The sequence below is a fragment of the Alcanivorax sp. NBRC 102024 genome, assembly GCF_001602235.1.
Lineage (GTDB): Bacteria > Pseudomonadota > Gammaproteobacteria > Pseudomonadales > Alcanivoracaceae > Alcanivorax.
The window spans coordinates 163,718-188,729 of sequence record NZ_BDAS01000003.1; the positions used below are offsets into that span (position 1 = coordinate 163,718).

Here is a 25,012-nt window from a genome sequence, read left to right on the forward strand (position 1 = left end):
TACTGCTCCTTAAAATTCAATGCCATCGATGGCAGCGACAGTCAGAATATCCTTGTCCCCTCGACCGGACAGGTTGATAACGATGTCCTGATCCGGGGTCATGGTCGGAGCCAGCTTGCGAGCGTAGGCAAGCGCATGGGCCGATTCCAGAGCCGGCATGATGCCTTCCACCCGGGTCAACTCACGAAACGCAGAGAGGGCTTCCGTGTCGTCTGCTGACACATAATTTACCCGTCCCAGATCCTTCAACCAGGCGTGCTCGGGACCGACACCCGGGTAATCCAGGCCGGCAGACACGGAATGGGTTTCAATGATCTGGCCGTTGTCGTCTTCCATCAGATAAGTGCGGTTGCCGTGCAGCACACCCGGGCGCCCTGCACTCAGCGGAGCCGCATGGCGACCGGTTTCAATCCCGTCGCCGGCCGCTTCTACGCCGTACATGGCCACCCCATCATCATTGAGGAAGGGGTGGAACAGGCCAATGGCATTGGAGCCACCACCGACACAGGCCACCAGTGCATCCGGGAGCTTACCGGCCTGCTTCAGGCTCTGCTCACGGGCTTCACGACCGATCACGCACTGGAAATCGCGCACCAGCAACGGGTAAGGATGCGGGCCTGCCACGGTGCCGATGATGTAAAAGGTGTCATCCACATTGGTGACCCAGTCACGCATGGCCTCGTTCATGGCATCTTTCAGGGTTTTCGAACCGGAGGTGACCGGAATCACCTCGGCACCCAGCAACTTCATGCGGTAAACGTTGAGCTTCTGTCGCTCCACATCCTCGGCGCCCATGTACACCTGGCACTTGAGCCCCAGCCGGGCGGCCACGGTGGCAGTTGCCACCCCATGCTGCCCTGCCCCGGTTTCCGCAATCACCCGTGGCTTGCCCATATGTTTGGCAAGCAGCGCCTGGCCAATGGTGTTGTTCACTTTGTGGGCCCCGGTGTGGTTCAGGTCCTCACGCTTGAGCCAGATTTTTGCGCCGCCGAGCTGCTTCGACCATCGCTCCGCCAGATACAGTGGAGACGGGCGGCCGACATAATGGGCCAGATCATAGTCGAAATCCGCACGGAACTGCGGATCATCCTTGAGACGCTCATACATGGCGGCCAGATCGTCCAGAGCCCCCATCAGGGTCTCGGATACAAAACAGCCGCCAAATTGGCCGAAGTGGCCTCGGGCGTCAGGAAAAGCAGAAAAATCAGGGCGTTCAGACACCAGCTACTCCTCGTGTTTTCGCACTTTTGATGAAGGCGCGGATGGCGGCAGGATCCTTGATCCCGCCACTGCGGCCACCCTGAACAGTTTTCTGTTCAACGCCACCACTCACATCCACCGCCCATGGCCGCACCTGTGCTACGGCATCGGCCACATTACCCGGTTGCAGGCCACCGGCCAGCACCACGGGGAGGGACAGGTCCTTAGGCAACCTGTCCCAATTGAACGTCTCACCGGTCCCCCCCGGAATACCGGCCACATAGCTATCCACCAGTAACCCTGCAGCCTGCCGGTACTGAACCGCGCATTGATACAGATCCACATCGTCTTTCATGCGCACTGCCTTGATCCAGGGGCGCGAAAAACGGGAACAGAACTCTGCAGGCTCATCGCCATGAAATTGCAGCAGATCCAACGGTACCTGGCTCAGCACATTCTCTATATCCGCCTGTGTGGCATTCACAAACAGGCCGACGGTAGTCACGAACGGAGGCAGGCTGGCACAAATTGCTGCTGCCCTGGCGACCGTCACAAAACGGGGACTGGGCTCGTAAAAAACCAGACCAATGGCATCAGCACCGGCGTTTGCCGCCGCCAGTCCGTCCTCAATGCGGGTAATGCCACAGATTTTGACCCGGGGTATGGTCATGGGTTCTCCAGTGTATCAAAAGCCCGATGGATTAGGGATATTTCCGGGGCGTGAGCGAGCCAGACTGTACTCACCCCCTGCCATTATGCCTCAAGGGAATCGGGTAACCACAGAGGACCCAGCGGCTCTCTGGGCAAATCGAATTGATCCGGGTATTCGATCTCCACCAGATACAAACCATAGGGGGGCGCCGTGGCTGCCCCCTTGCGACGATCTCGGGATTCCAGGACTTCGCGGGCCCAGGTGGCCGGCCTCTTGCCGGCACCGATTGTCATTAATACGCCCGCCATATTACGCACCATATGCATCAAGAAGGCGTTAGCATGGGCTTCCAGCACGATGACCTTGCCGTGTTGGTGCAGTTTCAGACTGTGTAGTGTCTTGTGGGGAGACTTGGCCTGACAGTGCACACTTCGGTAAGCGGTAAAATCATGACTGCCGACCAGACAAGACGCAGCTTCACGCATGGCGTTCAGATCCAGTGGCCGGTAATTCCAGGTCACCTGATTGCGGTACAGGGCTGGCGGTCGCGAGTGATTGTAGATCACGTATCGATAGCGTCGGCTGACCGCAGAAAAACGGGCATGAAACTCATCGCTTACCGGTTTCGCCCAGCGCACGGTCACGTCCCGGGGCAGGTTGGTGTTCCCGCCCATGATCCAGCTTTTCATCTCTCTGGGCGCATCAGAGTCAAAATGCACCACCTGCCCGGTGCCATGGACACCCGCATCGGTGCGTCCGGCACACACCACCGATACCGGATGATCCGCCACTTTCGATAATGCCTCCTCGAGGCATTCCTGCACGGTTCTGACGCCGGGCTGCTGGGTCTGCCAGCCGCGAAAATCAGTACCGTCGTATTCGATTCCCAGGGCGATGCGGGCCATGGTTCCACCAAAACAAAAAGGGGGCGATACCTTAAGGCATCGCCCCCCTTTTTCCTAGCTCAGCCAGTATCAGCCGACCTGGGACATCAGCTCACGGGCTTCCGCCTGTTGCTGATCATTGCCTTCCGAGATCACCTCATTAAGGATATCGCGGGCACCTTCGGTATCCCCCATATCGATATAGGCCTTGGCCAGGTCCAGCTTGGTGGCGTTCTCGTCGGTTTCGCCGAGGAAATCGAAATCATCCTCGTCACCCAGGACGTCAGCGGATTCTTGCGGTGCAGACGACGCCAGCTCATCGGCCTGCGGCATCGGGACGGCAGGGATTTCCGGTTCTGCCACCGGCGCATCTTCCCGGGCAGGCTCCTCTTCCAGAGACAGGCTCTCGCCCTGTTCCTCGATCTCCAGATCGTCATCGCCCAACAGGTCTTCCAGTGAATCGGCCTTGTCGGCGGCCGGCGCCTCCGGCTCTACTGGCTCGTCCAGATCCAGATCGGCAAGATCATCCTTGGCAGCGTCAGCCTCAACGCCACTTTCCGCCGATTCGGCCAGCGATTTTTCGGCCTCATCCAGTTCCAGGTCCAGATCCGTCAGAGTGTCATCCGCGTTGTCATCCGCGCCACCATCCAGATCCAGATCATCCAGGGACAGGTCCAGTTCTTCCTTGCTGTCTTCACTGTCACCGGACTCATCGAACTCAAGACTCATGTCGTCCAGGTTGAAATCGCCGAACTCGGTGTCATCGTCGCCCATGGAGGCGCTGCTTACATCGTCCAGCTCCAGCACCGGGCTGGCGCCCAGGGACTGCTTGTCGGCATCGGAAAGAGGCGCTTCCTCTTCCTGCTCGGTTTGCGGCTTGCTGTCGTCTTCGAAATCCAGGCTGAAGTCGTCATCCAGCGAAGCGGTATTCTCCTCGGAAGAGTCCAGCATCACGGTGTGATCTTCATCGTCGCCGTTCTCATCGAGTTCGAAATCGAAATCAGCCAGCTCATCACCCTGCGGCTCCGGGGCCTGGTCCGTGGTGCCGGATTCAGGCTCATCCGCCTGCATGGTCGGCACATCGTCGTCCAGACCGGAAGACAGCCCCATTTCCAGATCGTCCAGAGACAAGGCGTCATCATCCGCTGCAGAAGCGTCTGACGCCACGCTACCACCAAGGCGGGCGATGGCATCATCGACCTCGGGGGAGGTGCCGGCAAAAATGCTGGTTTGCTGCTGGAAAGCAGCGTCGTCATTCATTTCCTTGAGCAGCTCCAGCAAACGGACCTTGAGGTCATCTCGCTGGGGGTGCTTGTTGATTTCATTGCGCAGGAAATCCACGGCCTGCGGGTAACGGCCATAGGCCACATAGACTTCCACGTCTTCCAGCGGATCCTGGCTGCCACCCTGCTCCGGCGCATCGTCGTCATCATCATGATCCGTGATGGCGCCAGTGGCCGCGTTGTCATCATCCAGGTTCAGGCCAAACTCATCCTGACCCTCATCATCAAGGTCTTCGAACAGGGCGCCCTCAGAGTCCTGGTCAGCATCGTCTTTCTTCTTGCTGCGAAGCAGCACGAATACCAGCAGCAGGATGGCAACCAGAGCCAGGGCGATATACATCAGGTTATCAATCAACAGAGACACAATGCCGCCCTGCTGCTGGACCGGAGGCTGTGCCGGGGCTACCGGTTCGGGTTTTGCCACTTCCGGTGCTTTTGCCGTTGTCGGTTCGCCGCCGGCGACAACCGTGGCGTCCCCTTCTGCCGACTCGCTGCCGTCAACGCTCTCATCCTGATTCGCTGCCCCGGTATCCGCTGCCGCCGCAGAGGCGCTGTCGTCGAGGCGTGCGTCCGAAGAATCACCACCCTGCAAGGTTTCTGTGGATTCCGGTTCGGAAGTGTCCGCAGCGACATCACTGTCAGGCGTGCCATCAGTGCCCGCTTCCACGGCAACCACTTCCGGTTCGGCAGGCGCGTCCATGAGCGGGTCTTCCCCGTCCACAACGACGCCTTCCTGCTCACGCAGCTTGCGGAGTTCTTCCTGCAACTGGGCAATCTGGTCGTTACGCAGTTTCAGGAGCTGCTCGCTGGTACGAGTCTGCTCTTCCAGGTCACCCAGGCGGGATTTCAGTTCTGCGTTTTCGCGATCAAGACGGTCCAGATTTTCATCGCGAATGGCCAGTTCATTCTCAAGCACCGCCGTGTTGGCATTCCCGTCACTGGCAGAGCCAGTACTGTCACCGTCATCCACACCGGCCGCAGACTCCGGGGAAACCAGTTTCACCTGGCCGGTAGTTGGGCCCCGGTCATCTTCATCGCTATCGGCAACCTGACGGCTGCCATCCAGTTGGGCGCGCTGCTGGGGGGCCTGAATGCCACGGGCCTCGAGCATTTCGCGCCATTTGCGGTTCTGGTCCGCCACTTCAACGATGGCGTTGCGGGTTGAGATGGTGCGCACTTCCTGCTCGTTGGGAATGCGCAGCACGGTGCCTTCCCGTACCAGGTTCACATTGTTGTTAATGAACGCATCCGGATTCATGGTCTGGATGGCGACCAGCATTTGCTGCACGGAAACACTGTCAGCCGGACGATTATCCAGAGCAATACGCCACATCGTGTCAGAGGCTTTCACCGTGTACGAATTACGAGCACCGCTGTCGGCCATCGGTGAAGCCGGTACTGACGGCTGTGCGGCCGGTTCGGCTGGCGCAGGCTGTGCCGGAGCCGGCGAAACCGGGCGCTGGGGAGAGGGCTGCACCTGCGGCTCGCTTCGAGAAACCGGCTGGGGCGCACGACTGATCGTTGGCGTGGTGGTCGCTGCACTGTCCGCGTAGCTGGGCGGGTCCAGCAACACCGTGTACTCACGCATCAGTCGGCCGGTAGGCCAGAGAAATTCCACCAGGAAATTCAGGTAGGGCTCACGAACCGGTTGGTCCGTGGTGATACGCAGTCGTGCTTTGTCAGCCCCCTGCTTCTCCACCGCAAAATCCATACGGTTGAGAAAATAGGCGCGATCCACCCCCGCCGCATCAAATTCGGCCTGCGACGCCAGATTCACGAGAATTTCCTCTTCGGTCAGATCCCCAACCTCATGCAAGGAAATTTCCATATCCAGGGGCTGATTAAGGTAGGAATTCAGCTCGTATTCCCCAACCCCTAAAGCTGCCGCAACGCCTGGTGACATGATGACCAGTGCGGTTAAGCCAAACCCAAGTTTTCGAAGCATGGTCGAACCCTTTATTTATTATGTTTCCCGCGCTCAGCCCGATCCCGCGGGCGCTACCGGACGAACCCGAGGCGGCAAGCAGTCCTATGACGCTGGTCACACATTTTGCCCCAGGCTGGGGTCAAAACCTAGAAACCGCGTCACATAATGTCAGTAAGTATCCATTACAGATAGTCTTTTAGCAACTTCTCGACCACCTTCACCGCATTCAGCGCGGCCCCCCAACGGACATTGTCGGCGACGCTAAAATAGCTCAAACCGCCGCTGCCTTCCATGTCTTCCCGGGTTCGGGAAATCCGCAGGCACGGCTCCCCTTCCACCGAGGCAACCGGAGACATGGCCTGTGGATCCTCATTGTCCAGCACATCCACGTCGTTCTGCGCTTCCCAGACGGTAAGCGCCTGCGCCATGGCCAGCGGCTGGATGCTACGAACCGACACACTCTGGCCATGCCCATAGAAAACCGGCACCCGCACCGTGGTAACCTGCACCGACAGGGGTTGCTCAGCCAGAATGCGGCGGGTTTCCAGCATCAATTTGAGCTCTTCGCTGGTAAAGCCATTTTCCTGGACCTGGCCACTGACCGGCAGCACATTGAACGCGATCTGGGCCTGGGCCGCCTCGCTGGGAGACAGGCCATTGAGCAACCGTACGCTCTGCTGTGCAAGCTGATCCACCCCGCTTTTGCCCGTGGCGGACACCGCCTGAAACTGGGTCACCACCACTTCCTGGAGCGGAGCCAGGTCGGCCAGGGGCTTGAGTGTACGGACCAGCTGGACGGTGGCCGCATCGGCACACGCAACCAGGTTGTTCTCCCGGGCCTGGGCCAGCAGCTCGTCATTGACGTCGGCAACCAGCAACGGCACGTCGGATTCGTATCGAAACGCCGGTGACAGGTCCACCGCCACGGCCCCGGCCTCTGCGGCCCGGGGAGCCAGCTGCTGACTGACGCTGGCACCCGCAGCAAAGAGCGCCACCTCCACCTGGGAAAAGTCAAAATCTTCGGCTTTTTTGACGATCACCGATTTACCTGCAAATGACACCTTGGCGCCTGCACCATTGTCTGACGCCAGAAGAAAAAGCTCGCCGACCGGGAACTGTCGCTCCGCAAGCAATTTGAGAATCGCCTCACCGACCAGTCCGGTTGCACCGACAATGGCAAGATTGATAGCGCGCATAGAAACCTCGCTAGAACGATGCTGCGGGAACGCGGATCACGTCCCCCACAAATACAAACGCGGGCACGGCCTTGATACTACCTCGGCCCTGCCCGCGCTTTTCCACTTTCAACTTTTAACTGCTTTCTAGCGCTCCATAAGGATGCGCAGCATGCGACGCAGCGGCTCCGCGGCGCCCCACAGCAGCTGGTCGCCCACGGTGAAGGCATTCAGGTACTCGCCGCCCATGTTGAGCTTGCGCAGCCGGCCCACCGGAATACTCAGGGTACCGGTCACCGCCGTGGGAGTCAGATCCCGAAGGGTCGCCTCTTTCTCATTGGGCACCACTTTCACCCAGTCATTGGCCTTGCCAATGATCTGGTAGATTTCCTCCAGGGGCACATCGCGAGTGAGCTTCACAGTGATGGCCTGGGCATGGCAACGCATGGCACCGATGCGCACACAGGTACCGTCCAGAGCAATGGGATCCGCACCACGACCCAAAATCTTGTTGGTTTCCGCTTGAGCCTTCCATTCTTCCTTGCTCTGCCCATTCTCCATTTCCTTGTCGATCCAGGGCAGCAAAGAGCCCGCCAGGGAGTGACCGAAATGTTCTGCGGGCAGATCGCTGCTACGCATGGTGGCCGCCACCTGGCTGTCGATATCCAGAATCGCGCTGGCCGGATCCGCCAGCTTGTCTGCCACATCGCCGTGGATCTTGCCCATCTGGGCAATCAGCTCGCGCATGTTCTGGGCGCCGGCACCGGATGCCGCCTGATAGGTCTGGGCGCTGGCCCATTCCACCAGTCCTTCATTGAACAGACCACCGAGGGCCATCAGCATCAGGCTCACGGTGCAGTTGCCGCCCACATAATCCTTCACACCCTTTTCCAGGGCGCTATCAATCACTTTGCGGTTCACCGGATCCAGCACGATAACGCTGTTGTCCGCCATGCGCAGGGCCGAGGCGGCATCAATCCAGTAACCGTCCCAGCCAGCTTCACGCAGTTTGGGATAGACCTCATTGGTGTAATCGCCGCCCTGACAGGTCACGATCACATCCAGGCTTTTCAGCTCATCAATGCTCTTGGCATCACCCAGGGCAGGAATGTCCTTGCCCACATCGGGGCCCGCCTGTCCGACCTGGGAGGTCGAGAAAAAGACCGGTTCGATATCTGCAAAATCATTTTCGGCAATCATGCGTTCCATCAGAACGGAACCCACCATGCCACGCCAGCCGACAAAACCGACTTTCTTCATTGGAAAACAGTCTCCTGAAAGGATTGCCCTTTCTATCTGTGAATAAACGGGTGAACGCGCTATTACGCCTGGGCCAGAGCTTCGGCCACGGCGCTACCCATCTCTTCAGTGCCCACTTTGCGAGTGCCCTCGGTGTAGATGTCCGCAGTACGCAACCCCTGATCCAGTACCCGCTCTACCGCCGCTTCGATGGCATCCGCCACATCGCCGCGCTCCAGGCTGTAACGCATCAGCATGGCCAGCGACATGATGGTCGCCAGCGGGTTGGCAATACCCTGGCCGGCAATATCCGGTGCCGAGCCATGGCAGGGTTCGTACAAGCCCTTGCGGTTCTCGTCCAGGGACGCGGAGGGCAGCATTCCGATGGAGCCGGTGAGCATGGCGGCTTCATCGGAGAGAATGTCACCAAACAGGTTGCCGGTGACAATCACATCAAACTGTTTCGGCGCACGCACCAACTGCATGGCCGCATTGTCCACATACATATGAGACAACTCGATCTCCGGGTAGGCCTTGGCCTCCTCGGTGACCACTTCTTTCCAGAGCTCGGTGACTTCCAGCACGTTGGCCTTGTCCACCGAGCAGACTCGCTTGCCACGCTTCATGGCCAGCTCGAACGCCACCTTGGCGATGCGGCGCATTTCCGACTCGGTGTAGACGTAGGTATTGAAACCCACGCGCTCGCCGTTCTCTTCCCTGATTCCGCGGGGCTGACCGAAGTAGATGCCACCGGTCAGCTCGCGCACAATCAGAATGTCCAGACCGGAAACCACTTCAGGCTTGAGGCTGGATGCATCCGCCAGTTGCGGAAACAGGATCGCCGGGCGCAAATTGGCGAACAGGCCCAACGAGGAACGCAGGCGCAGCAGCCCCCGCTCCGGGCGCTTGTCCCGCTCAATGGTGTCCCACTTGGGGCCACCGATAGAGCCAAACAGAATCGCATCCGCAGCGCGGGCCTTGTCCAGGGTACCTTCCGGCAGCGGATCACCTTCCGCATCCACCGCCGCGCCGCCCACCAGGGCCTCATCCAGCTCAACCTCGAGGCCAAACTTCTGCTTGGCGACATTCAGCACTTTCACCGCTTCATTCACGATTTCCGGGCCGATACCGTCGCCGGGCAACACCAGTACCTTGCTCATTCCTGCTTCCTGTTTACTCTCTGGGTTTAAAAGTTTTTGCTTACCAGCACATCATTCGGTGCGGAGGCCTTGACCAGCTCCAGGGTGTAATCGCCCTTGCTGCCGGAAGACGGCTTGATCCGCACCTGGTAGATACCCTTTTCTTCAAAGGTATGGCGGAATTTACCGAACCGCAGAATGCCGCCCTGATCGGCGAACACTTCAACGGAACGCTCACCGGCATCAATGAACACCGATTCCACCCCGCCCTGCTCGGAAATCCGGTCACCATCGACCTTGAAAATTTCTGCCTTGGCGGCGCTGCTGGTAGGCATCTGCCAACCACCGGCATTCTCATCCTGAGACGCGACGGAGAGCTGGTTATCCACGCTCAGTTTGGCCGCATCTCCTGCGTCCGGTTCGTTGTACATACCGGTCGCACAACCGGCCAGAGTCAGTACTGACAGCAGAGATAAAATTCGCAACATGGTGTCGCCTCCTGGTTTTTTCTTTTAATGGTCCCGGACTCTGTTACTGGAAAATCCAGGGTTCACGCTCGGCGCGGCGTGCTTCATAGGCACGAATGGTGTCCGCCTCATTCAGTGTGAGGCCGATTTCATCCAGACCATTGAGCAGACAATGCTTGCGGAACTCATCAATCTCGAACGGCAGTGGCTCTCCGTTTTCCGGGATTACCTGCTGCTGCTCCAGATCAATGGTGATCCGGAAGCCTTCCTTCCCTTCCACCGCTCTGAACAGGGCTTCCACGTTATCCTCAGACAACACAATGGGCAACAATCCGTTTTTGAAGCAGTTGTTGTAGAAGATATCTGCAAAGCTCGGCGCGATGATGGCCTTGAAACCGAAATCCATCAGCGCCCAGGGGGCATGCTCACGGCTGGAGCCGCACCCGAAGTTGCGACGGGTAAGCAGAATGCTGGCGCCCTGATAGCGTGCCTGGTTGAGCACGAAGTCTTCGTTTTTCGGCCGCTGGCTACTGTCCTGGCCAGGAAAGCCTTCATCCAGATAGCGCCACTCATCAAACAGGTTCGGCCCGAAACCCGTGCGTTTGATGGATTTGAGAAACTGCTTGGGAATGATCTGGTCGGTGTCCACATTGGCACGATCCAACGGTGCGACCAGCCCTTCCTGACGAATAAATTTTTCCATGATGTTCTCCTCAGGCCCGGTCGAGTTCGCGAATATCGACGAAGTGACCGGCCACTGCCGCGGCGGCGGCCATGGCAGGGCTCACCAGATGCGTGCGGCCGCCGTTGCCCTGGCGTCCCTCAAAATTACGGTTGGACGTGGATGCACAATGCTCCCCGGCTTCCAAACGGTCCGGGTTCATGGCCAGACACATGGAACAGCCCGGCTCACGCCACTCGAAGCCGGCTTCGATAAAGATCTTGTCCAGACCTTCCTGCTCCGCCTGCCGTTTGACCAGGCCGGAACCGGGCACCACCAGCACCTGCTTAACCGACGCTGACTTCTTGCGGCCCCGGGCCACTTCGGCAGCGGCACGCAAATCCTCGATACGGGAGTTGGTGCAGGAACCGATAAACACCCGGTCCACTTTGATATCCGTCACCGGCATACCCGGCTTGAGCCCCATGTAGGCATAGGCACGTGTCATGCCCGAGCGCTTCACCTCATCGCTCTCGGCGGCGGGATCCGGCAGGTTGGCATCCACTGGCACGACCATCTCCGGGCTGGTCCCCCACGAAACCTGGGGTTTGATGTCCACCGCATCGATGGTGATGTCCTGGTCGAATTGCGCATCGGCATCGGACACCAGCGTGCGCCAGTATTCCACGGCCTTGTCCCAGTCTGCGCCGCTGGGGGCAAAGGGACGGCCCTTCACATAATCAATGGTGACATCATCCACCGCCACCATGCCGGCACGGGCACCGGCTTCGATGGACATGTTGCAGATCGTCATCCGGCCTTCCATGGAAAGACTGCGAATGGCACTGCCAGCAAATTCCAGCGCATACCCGGTACCCCCGGCGGTGCCGATAATCCCGATGATATGCAACACCACATCTTTGGCGGTGACACCGGGACCCAGCTCCCCTTCCACGCTGACACGCATATTGTTCATTTTTTTCGCCACCAGGGTCTGGGTAGCCAACACATGCTCTACCTCGCTGGTGCCAATACCATGGGCCAGACAGGCAAGCGCGCCATTGGTAGAGGTGTGCGAATCACCGCAGACCACCGTCATCCCGGGGACCACTGCGCCCTGTTCCGGGGCCATCACATGCACGATGCCCTGGCGAACATCGCCAATGCCGAATTCGGTAATGCCGAACTCCTTGGTGTTGTCCTGCAGGGTCTGCACCTGGATGCGGGAGGTTTCATCCACAATTTCCGCTGCGGATTTGAATGGGGTGGTCGGCACGTTGTGATCGATGGTGGCCACGCTGGCACCCGTACGCCAGGGTTTGCGACCCGCCAGACGCAAGCCCTCGAAGGCCTGTGGCGACGTCACCTCATGAATGATCTGACGATCGATATAGATCAGTGCGGAGCCATCCTCACGCTCGGTGACGAGGTGAGCGTCCCACAATTTGTCATAGAGGGTTTTGCCGGCCATGTGTCTCTCCCTGTGTCGCGGTGCAGCAACTTCACCATTGCGACTGGTTTGTCAATAACTATTAATGTAGGGTTCACCCATCAATAAATCCAATTCATATTTTTCATTTTTAAGATAACCAATTATTATCTCGCAACCGAATAACTGGACGCACCGGGAATGATAGACACGCCGACTCTCAGCGCCTTCATGGCGGTGGCCGAAACCGGCTCGTTTTCTGCTGCCGCAGAGCGCCTTTACATCACCCAACCCGCCATCAGCAAGCGTATTGCCCTGCTCGAACAGCAACTTGGCGCCCGTCTGTTTGACCGGGTGGGCCGCCAGATTCAGCTTACCGAAGCCGGCCGATCCCTGCTGCCCCGCGCCCGCCAGGTGCTGATGGATGTGGAAGATATGGCCCGGGCCATCCATGATCTGTCCGGTTCCGTCACCGGCAAACTGCGTATCGGCACCAGCCACCACATCGGCCTGCATCGCCTGCCACCGGTACTGCGCCAGTTTTCCCGGGATTATCCAAAGGTGGAGCTGGATATCCATTTTATTGATTCGGAGGAAGCCTGGGAGGGGGTGCTGCACGGGGAACTGGAAATGGGTGTGGTCACCCTGCCCCCGCAACCGGATGACCGTCTGCAGAGTGACGTGATCTGGCGCGATCCACTGGTATTCATGTGCGCCCCCGAGCACCCGCTGGCGAAGGTGGAGAATATCACCCTGGAAACCCTCACCGGCTACAGCGCCATCCTGCCGTCACCGGTCACCTTTACCCGCGGTATCGTGGAGCGGCTCTTTGACGAGCATAACCTGAAGCTCAATATCGCCATGTCCACCAACTATCTGGAAACCATCCACATGATGGTCTCCATCGGCCTGGGCTGGAGTGTTCTGCCCGCCACCATGGTGGATGGTTCGGTGGTGGAACTGGCCGTGGACGTGCCCTTGCCGGAACGGGAACTGGGCGTGGTGATCCACCCGGCCCGCACCCGTTCCAACGCCGCCAAGGCGTTTTTGCAGGCCCTTGAGGCGTCCGGGCTATAACCCTTACCACCGCAGCGTCCCGCTAATCGCGGGAACGCGTTACACCGCCAACCATCAGCAACATGGCCGCCAGCACGGCGGCCAGCCCAGCGCCGAAGAACAGATGGACTCCCCACTGCTGCCAGAGCAAACCGGACAGTCCGGCCCCGGCGGCCCACCCTGCACCAAAGCCCAGGCTGGAATAGAGAGCCTGTCCCTGACCGCCCAGTGACGCCCCGAACTGTTTGTGCACCCAGGCGATACTGCCCGCGTGGAAGCTGCCGAAACTGGCCGCATGGAGCAGCTGGGCAAAGGCCAGCCAGAACAGGGAATCGGCCACCACGCCAATCAGCAGCCAACGGAGGGCGGCCAAAAACAGACTGGCCACCAGAATCCAGGGTATGGAGAAACGCCGCATCAACCGGTGCATGACCAGAAACAGCCCCACTTCCGCCAGTACGCCCAACGCCCACAGACTCCCCACCACAAACTTGCTGAACCCTAGATCCTGCAGATAGATGCTGTAGAAGGTGTAGTAAGGCCCGTGGGAAAGCTGCATCAGAAACGCCGACACCAGAAACAGGGAAACGGCGGGACGGCGCAATACGCGCCATACAGAGGGCTCGCCCTGTTTCCGCTGACGCGCCACCCCGTCACCGGCCGGCAACGTCAGCGTACCCAGCCACAGCAGCCATAGCAGAGCGCTTAACACCCAGGGCAGCAGCTCAGTACCAAACCGGTCCAGAGCCTCACCAAGCACCAGCACTGCCAGGATAAAACCCACCGAGCCCCACAGGCGTACCAGACTGTAGCGATGAGACTGACGCCCAAGAGATTGCAGGGTGAGCACTTCAAACTGGGCCAGCACCGCGTTCCAGAAGAAGCTGAACGACACCAGCAGTGCGGCCATGGACCAGAACTGATCGATCCAGAACACCGGCAGGAATACCACTGCCGCCAGCAGATTGCCGGCCCGGATGATACGAAGACGCTGGCCGCTGCGGTCCGCCAGCCAGCCCCAAAGATTGGGAGCGCCGATCTTGGTCAGTTGCGGAATCGCCATCAACAGACCGATGGCAGCAGCACTGAATCCCAGGTCTTTCAGATACAAGGACCAGTAAGGCACCAGGGTGCCCAGCAGTCCGAAATAGAGAAAATAGAAGCCTGACAGTCGCCAGTAATAGGGCATGGAGCGAACCTTGCTCTTGGCTTGGAACGTGAGCGAGACATTGTGCGGCGGCCGCTTTTTTGTTCGGGCAGTCCCGCGTTTTTTTTGCTGGGTGCACTGAGCCCAAGGCGAATTGCATCGATCCGGCGCTTGATGGTGCAGTTCGCCTTGGGCTAAGTACACCCTACTCACTATGGCACGAGATCGGCGGAAATGGGCTGACGGCCATTTCCGCCCTACGAATCCCGGCGCCTTGACCTGGCATCAGGCATTCGTCATTTAAATCGCCGGAAACGGTGGCGTCACATCGCCGTTCTGGGCCCGATGGCGCAGGCAGTGATCCATCAGCACAAGGGCCAGCATGGCTTCGGCGATGGGGGTGGCACGCACCCCCACGCATGGGTCGTGACGCCCCTTGGTGATCACCTCCACCGGATTCCCTTGCAGATCAATGCTCTTGCCGGGAATCAGAATGCTGGAAGTGGGCTTGAGTGCCATGGCCACACGAATGGTCTGCCCGGAGCTGATCCCCCCGAGGACCCCGCCGGCATGGTTGCTGAGAAACCCGTCCGGCGTCATCTCATCACGATGTTCCTCGCCACGCTGGTTGACGACCGCAAAGCCATCGCCCACTTCCACACCTTTGACTGCGTTGATGGACATCATCGCCTTGGCCAGGTCTGCGTCGATGCGGTCGAATACCGGCTCCCCCCAACCCGGCGGGACACCGTCGGCAAACACTTCCACCCGCGCGCCAATGGAAGAACCGTCCTTGCGCAGGGCATTGATGAGCGCTTCCAGCTCCGGCACCTTGTCGGCATCCGGGAAGAAAAACGGATTGCGGTTTACCGTTGACCAGTCGAACTGCTCGGCCTTGATGGCCCCGATCTGGGTACAGCCACCGTAAATGCGGATACCTTGAGTCTGTTCCAGGTACTTGCGGGCAATGGCGCCGGCGGCCACGCGCATGGCCGTTTCCCTGGCAGAGGAACGACCACCGCCCCGGTAATCCCGGAAGCCGTATTTCTGGGTATAGGTGTAATCCGCATGCCCGGGCCGGAAGGTGGTGGCGATATCGGAATAGTCCTTGGACTTCTGATCCGTGTTTTCAATCAACAGTCCAATGGACGTGCCGGTGGTCTTGCCCTCGAACACCCCGGAAAGGATCTTCACCTGATCCGGTTCCCGACGCTGGGTGGTATAACGGCTGGTGCCGGGCTTGCGCCGGTCCAGTTCCACCTGCAGGTCTTCCTCGCTGATTTCCAGCCCTGGCGGGCAGCCATCCACAATGGCCCCCAATGCCAGGCCATGACTCTCACCAAAGGTGGTGATGCGAAAACGTTCACCGAAACTGTTGCCGGACATGCGGATCCTCTAAAGCATTGGGCCATTGCTGACTCCCTTCACCGGTCGGATGAAAGGAGCATCAGAGGCTCAGGAAGAAAACTGTTGGCGGTATTCTAGCAGCTGTTGGCGGGTAAGCATGAATACCCCGTGACCGCCGCGCTCGAATTCGAACCAGAAGAACGGCACCTGGGGCCACTGATTGACCATGGCTTCCCAGCTGTTGCCCACTTCCACGATCAACACACCATGGTCGGTGAGCTGATCCGGGGCCTCACGCAGCAAGCGGCGGGTAAAATCCAGCCCATCCTCTCCGGAGGCCAGCGCCAACTCCGGCTCATGGCGGTATTCATCCGGCAGGCTGGCCATATCCTGCGCATCCACGTAGGGGGGGTTGGAGACAATCAGGTCATAGGGACCGTCCACCTGGGCAAGACCGTCGGAATGCAATGCTCTCACCTGCCCTGCCAGGCCGTGACGGCGAATATTCTCTTCACAGACCGCCAGGGCCTCTTCACTGATATCGCTGCCGTCCACCCTCGCCTGCTCAAACGCATAGGCACAGGCAATGGCAATACAGCCGCTGCCCGTACACAGATCCAGCACCGCATGGACCTGCTCAGGATCCACCCAGGGAGTGAAAGATTGCTCGATGAGCTCCGCCAGCGGCGAACGGGGGATCAGCACGCGCTCGTCCACGTAAAAGGGCAACCCGCAGAACCAGGCTTCATGGGTCAGATACGGCACCGGGACCCGGTCATTTACCCGCCGTGACAAGAGGTCCAGATAGTCACTGACCTCGGAGGGCAGCAAGCGGGCATCCAGGATACGCGGGTCGCTCTGCAACGGCAGCGACAGGGTGTGCATCAGCAAGGCCAGGGCCTCATCCCAGGGATCATCATTACCATGGCCAAAAAAAACGTCACCGGCACGCAGCGCGCTTTCACCGAAGCGCAGGCAATCCCTCACTGTCTGTAGCGCCGTCACGGCTTCCTGGTGTTGTTGCGGGCTAATCACGGCATCCTCCTCAAGCAGGCGGCGAAGGTTAGCACAGAATCCATGAGGAGGACCTGCCAGAGAATGCCTTGCTGGCCCGTTTAAAGCCACAGGAGGGGTCGATGGTCAAGCAGGGATCCTCTTCAGCCATCCGAACAGAATTCAGTGCCATCATTTTCAGCCGAGCAAGGATTGCGTATAAAGTGCGGATAGACTTTATGAAAGGATAAGCATGACTGCAGTTACCGTGTCACAAGATGGCCCTTTCACCCTGGTAGATCTGAAAAACGGCACCCTGGTAGACATGCGTGTGGAACTGTCCATTTATCGGCAGCGGCTGACCCTGTTCAACATGAATCGCCAGCGCAAACAGCTTGCCATCTATCTGGGTCGTATCCGTGGACTGGATTTCACTGCCGCCCGCTACGCCTGCGGTGAAGATTTTGAACAAATTACCGAGGCCAAAGTCCTGGTACTGGAAAACATGCTAAACCGGACTTTTGCCAATATGATGTTGACGCTCAATAAACCGCAGTTTCCGGTCCACGTCTGCGGCAGCCTCAGCCAGGCCAAGGCCTGGCTGCAGGAAAACTACGCCCCGGGGGAAAAGTGAGCAAAATCTGGCTACTGAAAACCGAACCTGACACCTTTTCCATTGAAGACCTGCAAGCCTGCCCGGATGGCACCAGCGGTTGGGACGGAGTGCGCAATTATCAGGCCCGCAACCGACTGCGCGACGAAATGGACAACGGCGATGCCGTGCTGATCTATCACTCCAGTTGCGCCGAACCGGCCATTGTCGGCGAAGCCCGGGTCGCCAGTGCCCCCTATCCGGATCCCAGCCAGTTTGATCCCGACTCAACGGGTTACGATCCCCGCAGTACACCGGACACCCCACGCTGGTATCAGGTGGATATTCGCTTTGTGTGCATGTATCCACAGCCGCTAACCCTGAAAACCCTGCGCCAGGATCCGGAATTTGCCGACATGGAACTGGTCATTCGTCCTCGCCTGTCAGTACAGAAAGTCACTGAGCGGCAATTTCAGCGTATTCAGCAATGCTGTCAGTCCACGCGCGCCAGCGCCTGACTGTCAGCGGAATCATTACGGCGCATCACTGCGCACCATTGTGATGCTCCGCCCCAAAACAGGGCCGGGAGATACGAAAAAAGAACGACTACCCCGCGGATTTCCTCGTCCGCCCGGCTTGGCACAGCCGTTGCAGTTGACCCTTCGTCACTATCCACGAATGAGGTTCATCTCATGCCGCTGCGCCGCCTACCCTGGTGTGTCCTGTTGTTCTTGCCCGGGCTTGCCAGAGCCGACTCACTCAGCGCCGTCGACACGGTCTGGATTGCCGTCGCCGCTGCCCTGGTGTTCTTCATGCAGGCCGGTTTTGCCTTGCTGGAAAGCGGCCTGAGCCGAGCCAAAAACGCCCTGAATGTGGTGATGAAAAACTACATGGACCTGTGCGTGGGGACGCTTGTGTTCTGGGGGGTGGGTTTCGGGCTGATGTTTGGCACCAGTAGCACCGGCTGGTTCGGCGAGAACCAGTTTATGCTCAGCCAGGCGGATGCCAGCACCTGGGCCATGCTGTTGTTCCAGATCATGTTTGCGGCCACCGCGGCTACCATCGCCTCCGGGGCCATGGCCGAACGCACCCGCTACGTGGGCTACCTGTGCGGGGCGGTGATTATCACCGGTCTGATCTATCCGCTTTACGGCCACTGGGCATGGAACAGTGACGGCTGGCTGGCAAAACTGGGCTTTATCGATTTTGCCGGTTCCACTGTCGTGCACAGTATTGGTGGCTGGTGCGCCCTGGCCGGGGTACTGGTGGTGGGACCACGACTGGGTCGTTTCGACCGCCACGGCCAACCTCGCACAATCCCTGGCCATAACCTGTCCTATGTGGCCCTGGGCGGTTTTATCCTCTGGTTCGGCTGGTTCGGCTTTAATGGTGGCTCCACCCTGGCGGCCAGCGTGGATATCGCCAAGGTAAACCTGAACACTCAGCTCGCTGCCGCCGCGGGCGCAGTGGGTAGCGTGGTCTACCGCATGGTCAGCCGACGCCCGATTCTGTTGACGGAAACCGTCAATGGCAGCCTGGCCGGTCTGGTCGCGGTGACGGCCGGCTGTGCAGTCATGACCCCGGGGTTTGCGGTCCTCACCGGCCTGGTGGCCGGGGCCCTGGCCGCGTTCGGTGCCAGGGTCCTGCTGGCATTTCGCCTAGATGATGTGGTCGGCGCGGTACCGGTGCATGCCTTCGCCGGCGCCTGGGGCACCCTGGCCGCTGGCCTCTTCTACGAAGGCGACCTGTTCAACCCGGAACGGATTACCGTGCAACTGCTCGGCATCGTGGTGGCGTTTGGCTGGGCGTTCTTCACTGCCCTGGTCATGTATATGCTGGTTTCACTGCTGGCCGGCCTGCGCGCTCCCGCGCTCCATGAACAGCGAGGCCTGGACCTGAGCGAACATGCCGAGAGTGGCTATCCGGAGTTTCCCCAGAACACCCTCTACAACAGTGATATGAGCAACCCTGTGGAGTCGCGTTCATGAGTCAGGAACTGCAACGCCGACGGCGTGCCATTGTCACCGGACTCATGCCCTACATGAATGAGCCCCTGCTGCTTGAGGCTATCAGCCTCTGGCAGCAGAACTATGCCGAACGGCCACGGTTTTCATTGCAAGGGTTCGTCAGTGAGCTGTGCCAGCTGTTTGATCTGGGTGAACGGCGTCACCAGATTCATATGAGTCTGGTACAGGCCATGACACTCTCCGAACAGGAACTGGCCGACGATCCCCTGGCCAGCAGCGACGAGAGCCCCTTGGAGGAGCACCCTTGCAGCCGGGCTTTTGAACAGATGATGCATGCGTTGTGGGAGGGCATCGGGGCTGCAGCTGCCAGCCAGCTTCGCCTGGACCTGGCCGCCCAGCTTCGTAGTCAGCAGGTAGGTGCCGAGGTCCGTCTGACCATGGAATACTGGCTGCAATCGCCGGAGCGCCCACTGGCGCCACTGGCACTGCCCCCCCTGCGTGACCAACTGAACCGAACCTATGTCCTGCTGTGCGAACGACTCGGCCCGGTGGAAGCCGATCAACAGCTGAAGGCGGCTTACCAGAAGGCCCTGGCACGCCAGGTTGCGCCGGCGGCACTTCGCCAGCTCCTGTAACCGTTGCCGCCATTTCCCCCCTGTGACACCAACAAGGATCAGGTAGGCTTGTAATCCTGTTCGCGCGTTGAACCCGACAACAACCGATAGGGAACACCATGAAGCTACACCACCAGATCTTTATTGCCATGCTGGCCGGCGCCCTGGCCGGCAGCCTGACCAGCGAGTCCACCACCCTGTTCGGGGTCCCGGTACTGGCCGGTTACGATCTGGTGGGCAGTCTTTTTATCAATGGGCTGAAAATGGTGGTGGTGCCGCTGATTGTCACGGCCATCATCAATGGCATGACCAGCGTTGGTGATGGCAGGAACCTGGGGCGCATGGGGCTCAAGACCGTCGCCTTGTACATGACCACCACCGTGGTCGCGGTCACCATCGGTCTGGTCATCGTCAATCTGCTGAGCCCCGGGGTCATCAATGGTGAACCGGCCAGGGACATGCTTGGCCTGGCCAGCGACACCGAGGCCGTACTGGCGGGGATCGAAGGGCGTGGTGCCGGGGATTTCACCCAGATTCTCATGCAAATGCTGCCGCCCAATCTGATCGCCGCCGCCGCAGAAGGCCAGATGCTGGGCCTGATCGTATTTGCCCTTCTTTTCGGCTATTTCCTGCGCACGGAACGCAATGCTGCCGGCCGCAGCCTGCGAGATTTGATCGAGGGGATATACCAGGTAGTGATGAAAATCACCATGCTGGTGATTCGTTTCACACCAATAGGGGTTTTTGCCCTGATTGCCGCTACGGTGACCCGTACCGGCCTGGATGCCATTGAGCCGCTGGCCTGGTTCTTTGTCTCTGTGGTGGTGGCGCTCACCCTCCATGCCTTTGTTTTCATGCCAGCACTGGTGTTTTTCCTGGCCCGCCGCTCCCCGCTTCGACACCTTCAGGCCATGACCCCGGCATTGCTCACCGCCTTTTCCTCGGCCAGCTCCGCAGCTACCCTGCCGCTGACCATGGAATGCGTGCAGAATCGTGCCGGCGTGTCCCAACGAAGCAGCAGCTTTGTACTCCCCCTGGGAGCCACCGTGAACATGGATGGTACCGCCCTGTACGAGTGCGTGGCGGCCATGTTCATTGCCCAGGCCTATGGCATGGATCTGTCACTGGCCACACAATTCATGATTGTGATCACCGCGGTACTCACCTCCATTGGCGTGGCCAGCATTCCCGCCGCCTCGCTGGTGGCAATTACGGTGATACTGGCCGCCATCGGCCTGCCGGCGGAAGCCATTGGCCTGATTCTGGTCACGGATCGTCTGCTGGACATGTTCCGCACCGCCGTCAACGTGTGGGGGGACAGTGTCGTCACGGTGTTGCTGGCTCGCAGCGAAGGGGAAGATAAGGTGCTGACGCTGTCAGTGGCCGAAGCAGAGAGAGCGGCGCAGGCGGCAGGCGCCCGCGCCAGCGAGGGTCAGACTGACAGGTGATGGTCACGGTTGTCCCAGTCACGTTTGATGGCTACCGCCGCACTGCCCACTACCGGGACCATGGCGGCAAACGCCAGCATGGCTGGAAACAGATTTTTCCCCTGATCGGCAAGACCGGCTACCATCAGCACGGTGAACAGAACAGCCACAACCAGAGCGACAACATCTTTGCAGAGACGAGAGATAATAGTCATGGGAAATGCTCCTCTGAACTTGTTTTAGTGAACACATGTTAACTCACAAAAAGAGAAAGTCAACGCCTGTTCACTATTGATCGATTTGCCGCGGAGATCCCTTGAAACATCAGCCTACCCTGCTTATCAGCAATGCCTGTTCCGAGCTTGGCCAGACCCTGGTCAGTGACGCCGCAGCGCATTTTCGGGTGGCCCTGGCAGACGCTGATGGGCAGCTCGGAAACCAGCTGTGTGCCGACCTGCAAGGTAACGGCCGGGAAGCCCTTTTCCTGGACTGCCTGCCCGGCAGCGCCCGAGACCGGCAACGGGGCGTGGAGCGGGTGTTACGTCGCTGGCAGCAACTGGACACCGTCATCAACCTGCCGGCCCCGCTGACCCTGGGGCCCTTCGAGGCCACCCAGGCCTCCCACTGGCAGCGGGTGCTGGATGAGCAACTGATGGATACGGTGAACCTGTGTCAGAGTGCGATCAGCGCCATGCACCGCCAGGAAGGCGGCAGGATTCTCAATGTGGTGCCGGAATACGGCATTCTGCCGGGCCCGCTGGCTGCGGCACAAAGCGCCGCCAGCGCCGCCATCGTGGCAATGGGAGAAAGTCTTAACAGCGAATTGCACAGCAGCGGTATCCAGGTAACCACCGTGGTGATTCCCCTGTATGCGGAACAGGCCAATAACCTGTGCGCCACGGACCCGCTCAGCGACGCCCGCTTCCAACGCAAGCTTGCCCGCAGCCCGGTCACCCGCCAGGAACTCAGCCAGCAAATTCTGCGGGCACTGGACAGTGACAGCGCCCTGCACATTGCCTCGGGCCACACCCGGAGCAAGTGGCGACGCAAACGCTGGTTCAGGGAACGCTGGGAGCGGGGTTTACGGGCATTGGGCGCCAAATACCGGCGCTAGGGAGACAAGCGCCGGAACCGCAGGGGGCTTGCGAGGATCCTGGGCCCTGTGCCGGTTTTGTGACCCGAATCCCGCGTCTCGCAACGGCTGACTGTCAGGCGAACTGCTCCACATAACGCAGGGTGTGCCGGTAATCCCCGGCCAGGGCGTCATCAATTTTGGGGGCCACCAGATCCACCAGCTTCTTGCCCACCAGCGGAACCGATGAGGTGATTTCCACCTGGGTTTGTTGAATCGACTGGTTTTCACTGTCAGCGCTGAGCCGCATGGTCCCACTGATCTTTAACGGAACATTACCAAGCTGAAAGCGATAGCGGGCCTGATAACATCCCGGCTGCCCCGTGCTCTGCCAGAGAAACTCGGTCAACAGATCTGCCTGACCAGGCAGCAACCGCCGCGCAAATGACGGCACCTTGTCAGTGCGGATCTGGATCGGCTGAACGATCTGTATCAACAACCCTTCCGCGGTATCCTGAAATGCCTGGAAACGGTAGTCATTTACCTTGCCCCACTCGAAACGCTGTTCGAAATAGGCCTTGCTGGTGAGAATTTCATAAAGCCGGTCCACACCGACAGGAAATTCCCGGTCAACCATTACCTTCATGCTGTCTCCTGACCCGCCGGCGTCTGCTCTATCAGTTTCAGCAGTGGCGCCAGCTGGCGTTTCAAATCCGGCAATGCATTCACCACCACACGGGACTTGCCTGCCCGCAACAGGGTGAGTGCCTGCTCTATGGTTATCGAGGGCACCGCCCGGGCGGTGGCCAGAGGCTCGTCGGGACCATCCGTCACCACTGCTCCGGGCCCCGCCAGACGGGCCTTCTTCATTTGTTGATCCAGTACCGCCTGTACTTGACGAGGTATCAGGCCGGTGTGCGCGGTGGGCGTGTGGATCACCACCGACAAAGGCAGCTGCTGCGGTTTGCCACGGAACTGGAAGGCCAGTTTCTCACTGACTTTCAACGCTCGCTCCACAAATCGCTGCGCACCATTCGCCCCGGCACTGGGCAGCAGAATGGTGAACTGGGCCACGCTGCTTCTCGCCAGCGAATCTTCCTTGCGCACCACTCCCCGCATCAGCTGCGCCATTTTCATCAGCACCATATCGGTTCTGCGTTTACCGAGCTGTACGAAAAGTTGATTGAATTGGTAAATCTCCAGTTGCACAACCGACAGGGGGATTTGCTGCCGACTGGCCAGTGCCAGCTCCTGACGCAGGCGATGTTGCAGATAGCGACGGTTGCCGAGCCGGGTTAACGGATCGATCATGGCCTGGCGGACCAGCTCCTTGCGCTCACGCTGATAATGGGCATGGGCGCGCGCGCGGGCCAGCAAGTCGGTGGAATTGAACGGCTTGCTGATAAAATCGGTACCCCCCAGCCGCAGGGCTTCGCTGCGCGCTTCCTCATCATTCTCGGCACCGGTGACGATAATCACCGGTAACCCGGCAATGCCGTAATCCTCGTTGGTGCGGATTTTTTTCAGTAGCGTAAAGCCATCCATCTCCGGCATGGCCAGATCCGAAAAGACCACGCTGATGCTCGGGTTATGGCAGATCATCTCCCAGGCTGCGACCCCGTTTTCCGCAACCTCCACACGAAACTCCCTGCCCAGCATCTTGTCGGCTGCCAGACGCATCACCTTGGAGTCATCGACAAACAACAGTACCGGTTTGTTATTGTTATCCATGTAATTTCACTTCCTTGTTGAATACGGACAGCGCCCCTTTGGGGCCGGGTTCCCGTCCTCGCACATACCCGTAAAGCCGGGAGCGTCGCTGGCAGAAATCACCGCGCGCAATGGCTGGCAAATAATGCTCGTTGAGAAGATGGCCCGGTCGATCAGCAAGGCAGTAAACGGTCCCGGCGGTACTGTCCAGATGCGAGAGAATGCCGATCTGCGCCAGATAATCGCGGCCGTTGGCAAAGTGCTCCACATAGGGCACGGGATGTCCTGCCGCCAGGGTCAGTTGCGGATCAATTTCCAGACTGTCAGCCACGCCGCCGATGCAATAGATTTCCAGCTTCTTGACCAGTTCCCGGGCACTGGGGTGGCGGAGCAGTTTACGAACGATATAGCTGGCCACAATGGTGCCCTGAGAGTGGCAGAGCAGTACCACCTGATCGTTGTTTTCCAGTGCTTCCACAAGGATATTCAGTGCCGGGCGGGACAACTTGCCATCCTTGCGCAACGTCCGCGCAGTGATGGATTCCGCCACATCGCGAATCAGCCCCCAGGTGGGAGTATGAATCAGGTGGACCGGACGTCGGAAAATTCGCGCGATCTCGCTGGCATTGAGCAATGCCACCGGTCCCGCTGTGCCCATGCCATTGATAAAGAACCAGCGTGAAGAACGGGCTTCTGCGGTAGCCCTCGGAGGATGACACACCAGGGTACCCTGGCTGATGGATTCGCGCGTGGCAGGCACCAACAACTGTAGTAGCGAGAATACCGCTTCACCGCGGCTGGTATAAGACGACCAGGCCAGTTCCGAGCGGATACCCGGCTCGCGGCCAACAGGCAGCACCATGCGCGGGATATCCGCCGCATGGGTCAGGCTGAGGCGCAAATCGCGGCGTATGGCAGATCGGTTATCTACCAGACGGCGAAGCCATTGTCGGGGACGATGCAACATGGGAAAGCCCTGATAAAAGGGTGGCGGCAAACTCGCCCTACTACGAAAGTTCCCCCTTACAGTA

24 protein-coding genes are annotated in these 25,012 nt (G+C 59.4%); 7 read left to right on the forward strand and 17 right to left on the reverse strand.

Annotation, left to right across the window (positions count from 1 at the left end; genetic code table 11):
• Positions 1-9: 9 nt before the first annotated feature.
• The 10 genes from trpB to leuC form a co-directional block, all read right to left on the reverse strand.
• Positions 10-1,221, reverse strand: a complete 1,212-nt coding sequence (gene trpB / locus A0251_RS07035; RefSeq protein ID WP_062816144.1) for a tryptophan synthase subunit beta — start codon at positions 1,219-1,221, stop codon at positions 10-12.
• The gene (locus A0251_RS07040) at positions 1,214-1,870 is read right to left on the reverse strand and encodes a phosphoribosylanthranilate isomerase (protein WP_062816145.1); all 657 of its coding nucleotides are present in this window, start codon (positions 1,868-1,870) and stop codon (positions 1,214-1,216) included. The genes trpB and A0251_RS07040 overlap by 8 nt, the downstream gene beginning before the upstream one ends.
• Before the next feature lie 83 nt (positions 1,871-1,953).
• Complete coding sequence (gene truA, locus A0251_RS07045) at positions 1,954-2,757, reverse strand: tRNA pseudouridine(38-40) synthase TruA (RefSeq protein ID WP_062816146.1); 804 nt, start codon at positions 2,755-2,757, stop codon at positions 1,954-1,956.
• Between the two features lie 69 nt (positions 2,758-2,826).
• Complete coding sequence (locus A0251_RS07050; RefSeq protein WP_062816147.1) at positions 2,827-5,964, reverse strand: FimV/HubP family polar landmark protein; 3,138 nt, start codon at positions 5,962-5,964, stop codon at positions 2,827-2,829.
• A 164-nt stretch (positions 5,965-6,128) separates the two neighbouring features.
• Entirely contained in the window at positions 6,129-7,142 is a 1,014-nt protein-coding gene (locus A0251_RS07055; RefSeq protein ID WP_062816148.1) for an aspartate-semialdehyde dehydrogenase, read from the reverse strand.
• A gap of 126 nt (positions 7,143-7,268) precedes the next feature.
• Positions 7,269-8,381, reverse strand: coding sequence for an aspartate-semialdehyde dehydrogenase (gene asd, locus A0251_RS07060; protein ID WP_062816149.1), 1,113 nt, complete (start codon positions 8,379-8,381; stop codon positions 7,269-7,271).
• A gap of 62 nt (positions 8,382-8,443) precedes the next feature.
• Entirely contained in the window at positions 8,444-9,520 is a 1,077-nt protein-coding gene (gene leuB, locus A0251_RS07065; RefSeq protein ID WP_062816150.1) for a 3-isopropylmalate dehydrogenase, read from the reverse strand.
• Between the two features lie 26 nt (positions 9,521-9,546).
• Positions 9,547-9,987 carry a hypothetical protein gene (locus A0251_RS07070; protein WP_062816151.1) on the reverse strand — a complete coding sequence of 147 codons (441 nt, stop codon included), beginning with the start codon at positions 9,985-9,987 and terminating at the stop codon, positions 9,547-9,549.
• Between the two features lie 43 nt (positions 9,988-10,030).
• Positions 10,031-10,669, reverse strand: coding sequence for a 3-isopropylmalate dehydratase small subunit (leuD, locus tag A0251_RS07075; protein WP_062816152.1), 639 nt, complete (start codon positions 10,667-10,669; stop codon positions 10,031-10,033).
• Between the two features lie 10 nt (positions 10,670-10,679).
• Positions 10,680-12,098 (reverse strand): 3-isopropylmalate dehydratase large subunit, encoded by a 1,419-nt coding sequence (leuC, locus tag A0251_RS07080; RefSeq protein ID WP_062816153.1) that lies wholly within the window; start codon positions 12,096-12,098, stop codon positions 10,680-10,682.
• A gap of 159 nt (positions 12,099-12,257) precedes the next feature.
• Between leuC and A0251_RS07085 the strand changes: the two genes are divergently transcribed.
• The gene (locus A0251_RS07085) at positions 12,258-13,133 is read left to right on the forward strand and encodes a LysR family transcriptional regulator (RefSeq protein WP_082810792.1); all 876 of its coding nucleotides are present in this window, start codon (positions 12,258-12,260) and stop codon (positions 13,131-13,133) included.
• Between the two features lie 22 nt (positions 13,134-13,155).
• Here A0251_RS07085 and A0251_RS07090 read toward each other — a convergent pair whose 3' ends face one another.
• The 3 genes from A0251_RS07090 to prmB all read right to left on the reverse strand — a co-directional run bounded on the left by A0251_RS07090 (position 13,156) and on the right by prmB (position 16,641).
• Complete coding sequence (locus tag A0251_RS07090) at positions 13,156-14,301, reverse strand: MFS transporter (RefSeq protein ID WP_062816154.1); 1,146 nt, start codon at positions 14,299-14,301, stop codon at positions 13,156-13,158.
• A gap of 258 nt (positions 14,302-14,559) precedes the next feature.
• Positions 14,560-15,645 carry a chorismate synthase gene (gene aroC / locus A0251_RS07095; RefSeq protein WP_062816155.1) on the reverse strand — a complete coding sequence of 362 codons (1,086 nt, stop codon included), beginning with the start codon at positions 15,643-15,645 and terminating at the stop codon, positions 14,560-14,562.
• 69 nt (positions 15,646-15,714) lie between these two features.
• Positions 15,715-16,641: a 50S ribosomal protein L3 N(5)-glutamine methyltransferase gene (prmB, locus tag A0251_RS07100; RefSeq protein WP_062816156.1), complete on the reverse strand. Its 927-nt coding sequence runs from the start codon at positions 16,639-16,641 to the stop codon at positions 15,715-15,717.
• A gap of 211 nt (positions 16,642-16,852) precedes the next feature.
• On the opposite strand from prmB, the gene A0251_RS07105 reads away from it, so the two are divergent.
• The 5 genes from A0251_RS07105 to A0251_RS07125 all read left to right on the forward strand — a co-directional run bounded on the left by A0251_RS07105 (position 16,853) and on the right by A0251_RS07125 (position 21,220).
• Positions 16,853-17,233 carry a hypothetical protein gene (locus tag A0251_RS07105; RefSeq protein WP_062816157.1) on the forward strand — a complete coding sequence of 127 codons (381 nt, stop codon included), beginning with the start codon at positions 16,853-16,855 and terminating at the stop codon, positions 17,231-17,233.
• Complete coding sequence (locus A0251_RS07110) at positions 17,230-17,709, forward strand: EVE domain-containing protein (RefSeq protein ID WP_062816158.1); 480 nt, start codon at positions 17,230-17,232, stop codon at positions 17,707-17,709. The genes A0251_RS07105 and A0251_RS07110 overlap by 4 nt, the downstream gene beginning before the upstream one ends.
• A gap of 174 nt (positions 17,710-17,883) precedes the next feature.
• Positions 17,884-19,179: an ammonium transporter gene (locus A0251_RS07115; protein ID WP_062816159.1), complete on the forward strand. Its 1,296-nt coding sequence runs from the start codon at positions 17,884-17,886 to the stop codon at positions 19,177-19,179.
• On the forward strand, positions 19,176-19,793 hold the full coding sequence (locus A0251_RS07120) for a hypothetical protein (protein WP_062816160.1): 618 nt from the start codon (positions 19,176-19,178) through the stop codon (positions 19,791-19,793). The genes A0251_RS07115 and A0251_RS07120 overlap by 4 nt, the downstream gene beginning before the upstream one ends.
• 98 nt (positions 19,794-19,891) lie before the next feature.
• On the forward strand, positions 19,892-21,220 hold the full coding sequence (locus tag A0251_RS07125) for a dicarboxylate/amino acid:cation symporter (protein WP_062816161.1): 1,329 nt from the start codon (positions 19,892-19,894) through the stop codon (positions 21,218-21,220).
• Here the strand turns inward: A0251_RS07125 and A0251_RS07130 are convergent.
• Positions 21,205-21,414 carry a hypothetical protein gene (locus tag A0251_RS07130; RefSeq protein WP_062816162.1) on the reverse strand — a complete coding sequence of 70 codons (210 nt, stop codon included), beginning with the start codon at positions 21,412-21,414 and terminating at the stop codon, positions 21,205-21,207. The genes A0251_RS07125 and A0251_RS07130 overlap by 16 nt on opposite strands.
• Before the next feature lie 101 nt (positions 21,415-21,515).
• On the opposite strand from A0251_RS07130, the gene A0251_RS07135 reads away from it, so the two are divergent.
• The gene (locus tag A0251_RS07135) at positions 21,516-22,313 is read left to right on the forward strand and encodes an SDR family NAD(P)-dependent oxidoreductase (RefSeq protein WP_062816163.1); all 798 of its coding nucleotides are present in this window, start codon (positions 21,516-21,518) and stop codon (positions 22,311-22,313) included.
• A gap of 94 nt (positions 22,314-22,407) precedes the next feature.
• Here the strand turns inward: A0251_RS07135 and A0251_RS07140 are convergent, their stop codons facing one another.
• The 3 genes from A0251_RS07140 to A0251_RS07150 are packed head-to-tail and all read right to left on the reverse strand — an operon-like array spanning position 22,408 to position 24,948.
• Positions 22,408-22,917 carry a DUF2505 domain-containing protein gene (locus A0251_RS07140; RefSeq protein WP_062816164.1) on the reverse strand — a complete coding sequence of 170 codons (510 nt, stop codon included), beginning with the start codon at positions 22,915-22,917 and terminating at the stop codon, positions 22,408-22,410.
• Positions 22,914-24,002 carry a diguanylate cyclase domain-containing protein gene (locus tag A0251_RS07145; protein WP_062816165.1) on the reverse strand — a complete coding sequence of 363 codons (1,089 nt, stop codon included), beginning with the start codon at positions 24,000-24,002 and terminating at the stop codon, positions 22,914-22,916. Before A0251_RS07145 ends, A0251_RS07140 begins: the two co-directional genes overlap by 4 nt.
• The gene (locus A0251_RS07150; protein ID WP_062816166.1) at positions 23,995-24,948 is read right to left on the reverse strand and encodes an alpha/beta hydrolase; all 954 of its coding nucleotides are present in this window, start codon (positions 24,946-24,948) and stop codon (positions 23,995-23,997) included. The genes A0251_RS07145 and A0251_RS07150 overlap by 8 nt, the downstream gene beginning before the upstream one ends.
• Between the last annotated feature and the right edge of the window lie 64 nt (positions 24,949-25,012).

Coding starts and splice junctions, on each gene's coding strand:
- A0251_RS07040 (WP_062816145.1), bottom strand. CDS start 1,870: ATGACCATACCCCGGGTCAAAATCTGTGGCATTACCCGCATTGAGGAC.
- truA (WP_062816146.1), bottom strand. CDS start 2,757: ATGGCCCGCATCGCCCTGGGAATCGAATACGACGGTACTGATTTTCGC.
- A0251_RS07050 (WP_062816147.1), bottom strand. CDS start 5,964: ATGCTTCGAAAACTTGGGTTTGGCTTAACCGCACTGGTCATCATGTCA.
- A0251_RS07055 (WP_062816148.1), bottom strand. CDS start 7,142: ATGCGCGCTATCAATCTTGCCATTGTCGGTGCAACCGGACTGGTCGGT.
- asd (WP_062816149.1), bottom strand. CDS start 8,381: ATGAAGAAAGTCGGTTTTGTCGGCTGGCGTGGCATGGTGGGTTCCGTT.
- leuB (WP_062816150.1), bottom strand. CDS start 9,520: ATGAGCAAGGTACTGGTGTTGCCCGGCGACGGTATCGGCCCGGAAATC.
- A0251_RS07070 (WP_062816151.1), bottom strand. CDS start 9,987: ATGTTGCGAATTTTATCTCTGCTGTCAGTACTGACTCTGGCCGGTTGT.
- leuD (WP_062816152.1), bottom strand. CDS start 10,669: ATGGAAAAATTTATTCGTCAGGAAGGGCTGGTCGCACCGTTGGATCGT.
- leuC (WP_062816153.1), bottom strand. CDS start 12,098: ATGGCCGGCAAAACCCTCTATGACAAATTGTGGGACGCTCACCTCGTC.
- A0251_RS07085 (WP_082810792.1), top strand. CDS start 12,258: ATGATAGACACGCCGACTCTCAGCGCCTTCATGGCGGTGGCCGAAACC.
- A0251_RS07090 (WP_062816154.1), bottom strand. CDS start 14,301: ATGCCCTATTACTGGCGACTGTCAGGCTTCTATTTTCTCTATTTCGGA.
- aroC (WP_062816155.1), bottom strand. CDS start 15,645: ATGTCCGGCAACAGTTTCGGTGAACGTTTTCGCATCACCACCTTTGGT.
- A0251_RS07105 (WP_062816157.1), top strand. CDS start 16,853: ATGACTGCAGTTACCGTGTCACAAGATGGCCCTTTCACCCTGGTAGAT.
- A0251_RS07115 (WP_062816159.1), top strand. CDS start 17,884: ATGCCGCTGCGCCGCCTACCCTGGTGTGTCCTGTTGTTCTTGCCCGGG.
- A0251_RS07120 (WP_062816160.1), top strand. CDS start 19,176: ATGAGTCAGGAACTGCAACGCCGACGGCGTGCCATTGTCACCGGACTC.
- A0251_RS07125 (WP_062816161.1), top strand. CDS start 19,892: ATGAAGCTACACCACCAGATCTTTATTGCCATGCTGGCCGGCGCCCTG.
- A0251_RS07130 (WP_062816162.1), bottom strand. CDS start 21,414: ATGACTATTATCTCTCGTCTCTGCAAAGATGTTGTCGCTCTGGTTGTG.
- A0251_RS07140 (WP_062816164.1), bottom strand. CDS start 22,917: ATGAAGGTAATGGTTGACCGGGAATTTCCTGTCGGTGTGGACCGGCTT.
- A0251_RS07145 (WP_062816165.1), bottom strand. CDS start 24,002: ATGGATAACAATAACAAACCGGTACTGTTGTTTGTCGATGACTCCAAG.
- A0251_RS07150 (WP_062816166.1), bottom strand. CDS start 24,948: ATGTTGCATCGTCCCCGACAATGGCTTCGCCGTCTGGTAGATAACCGA.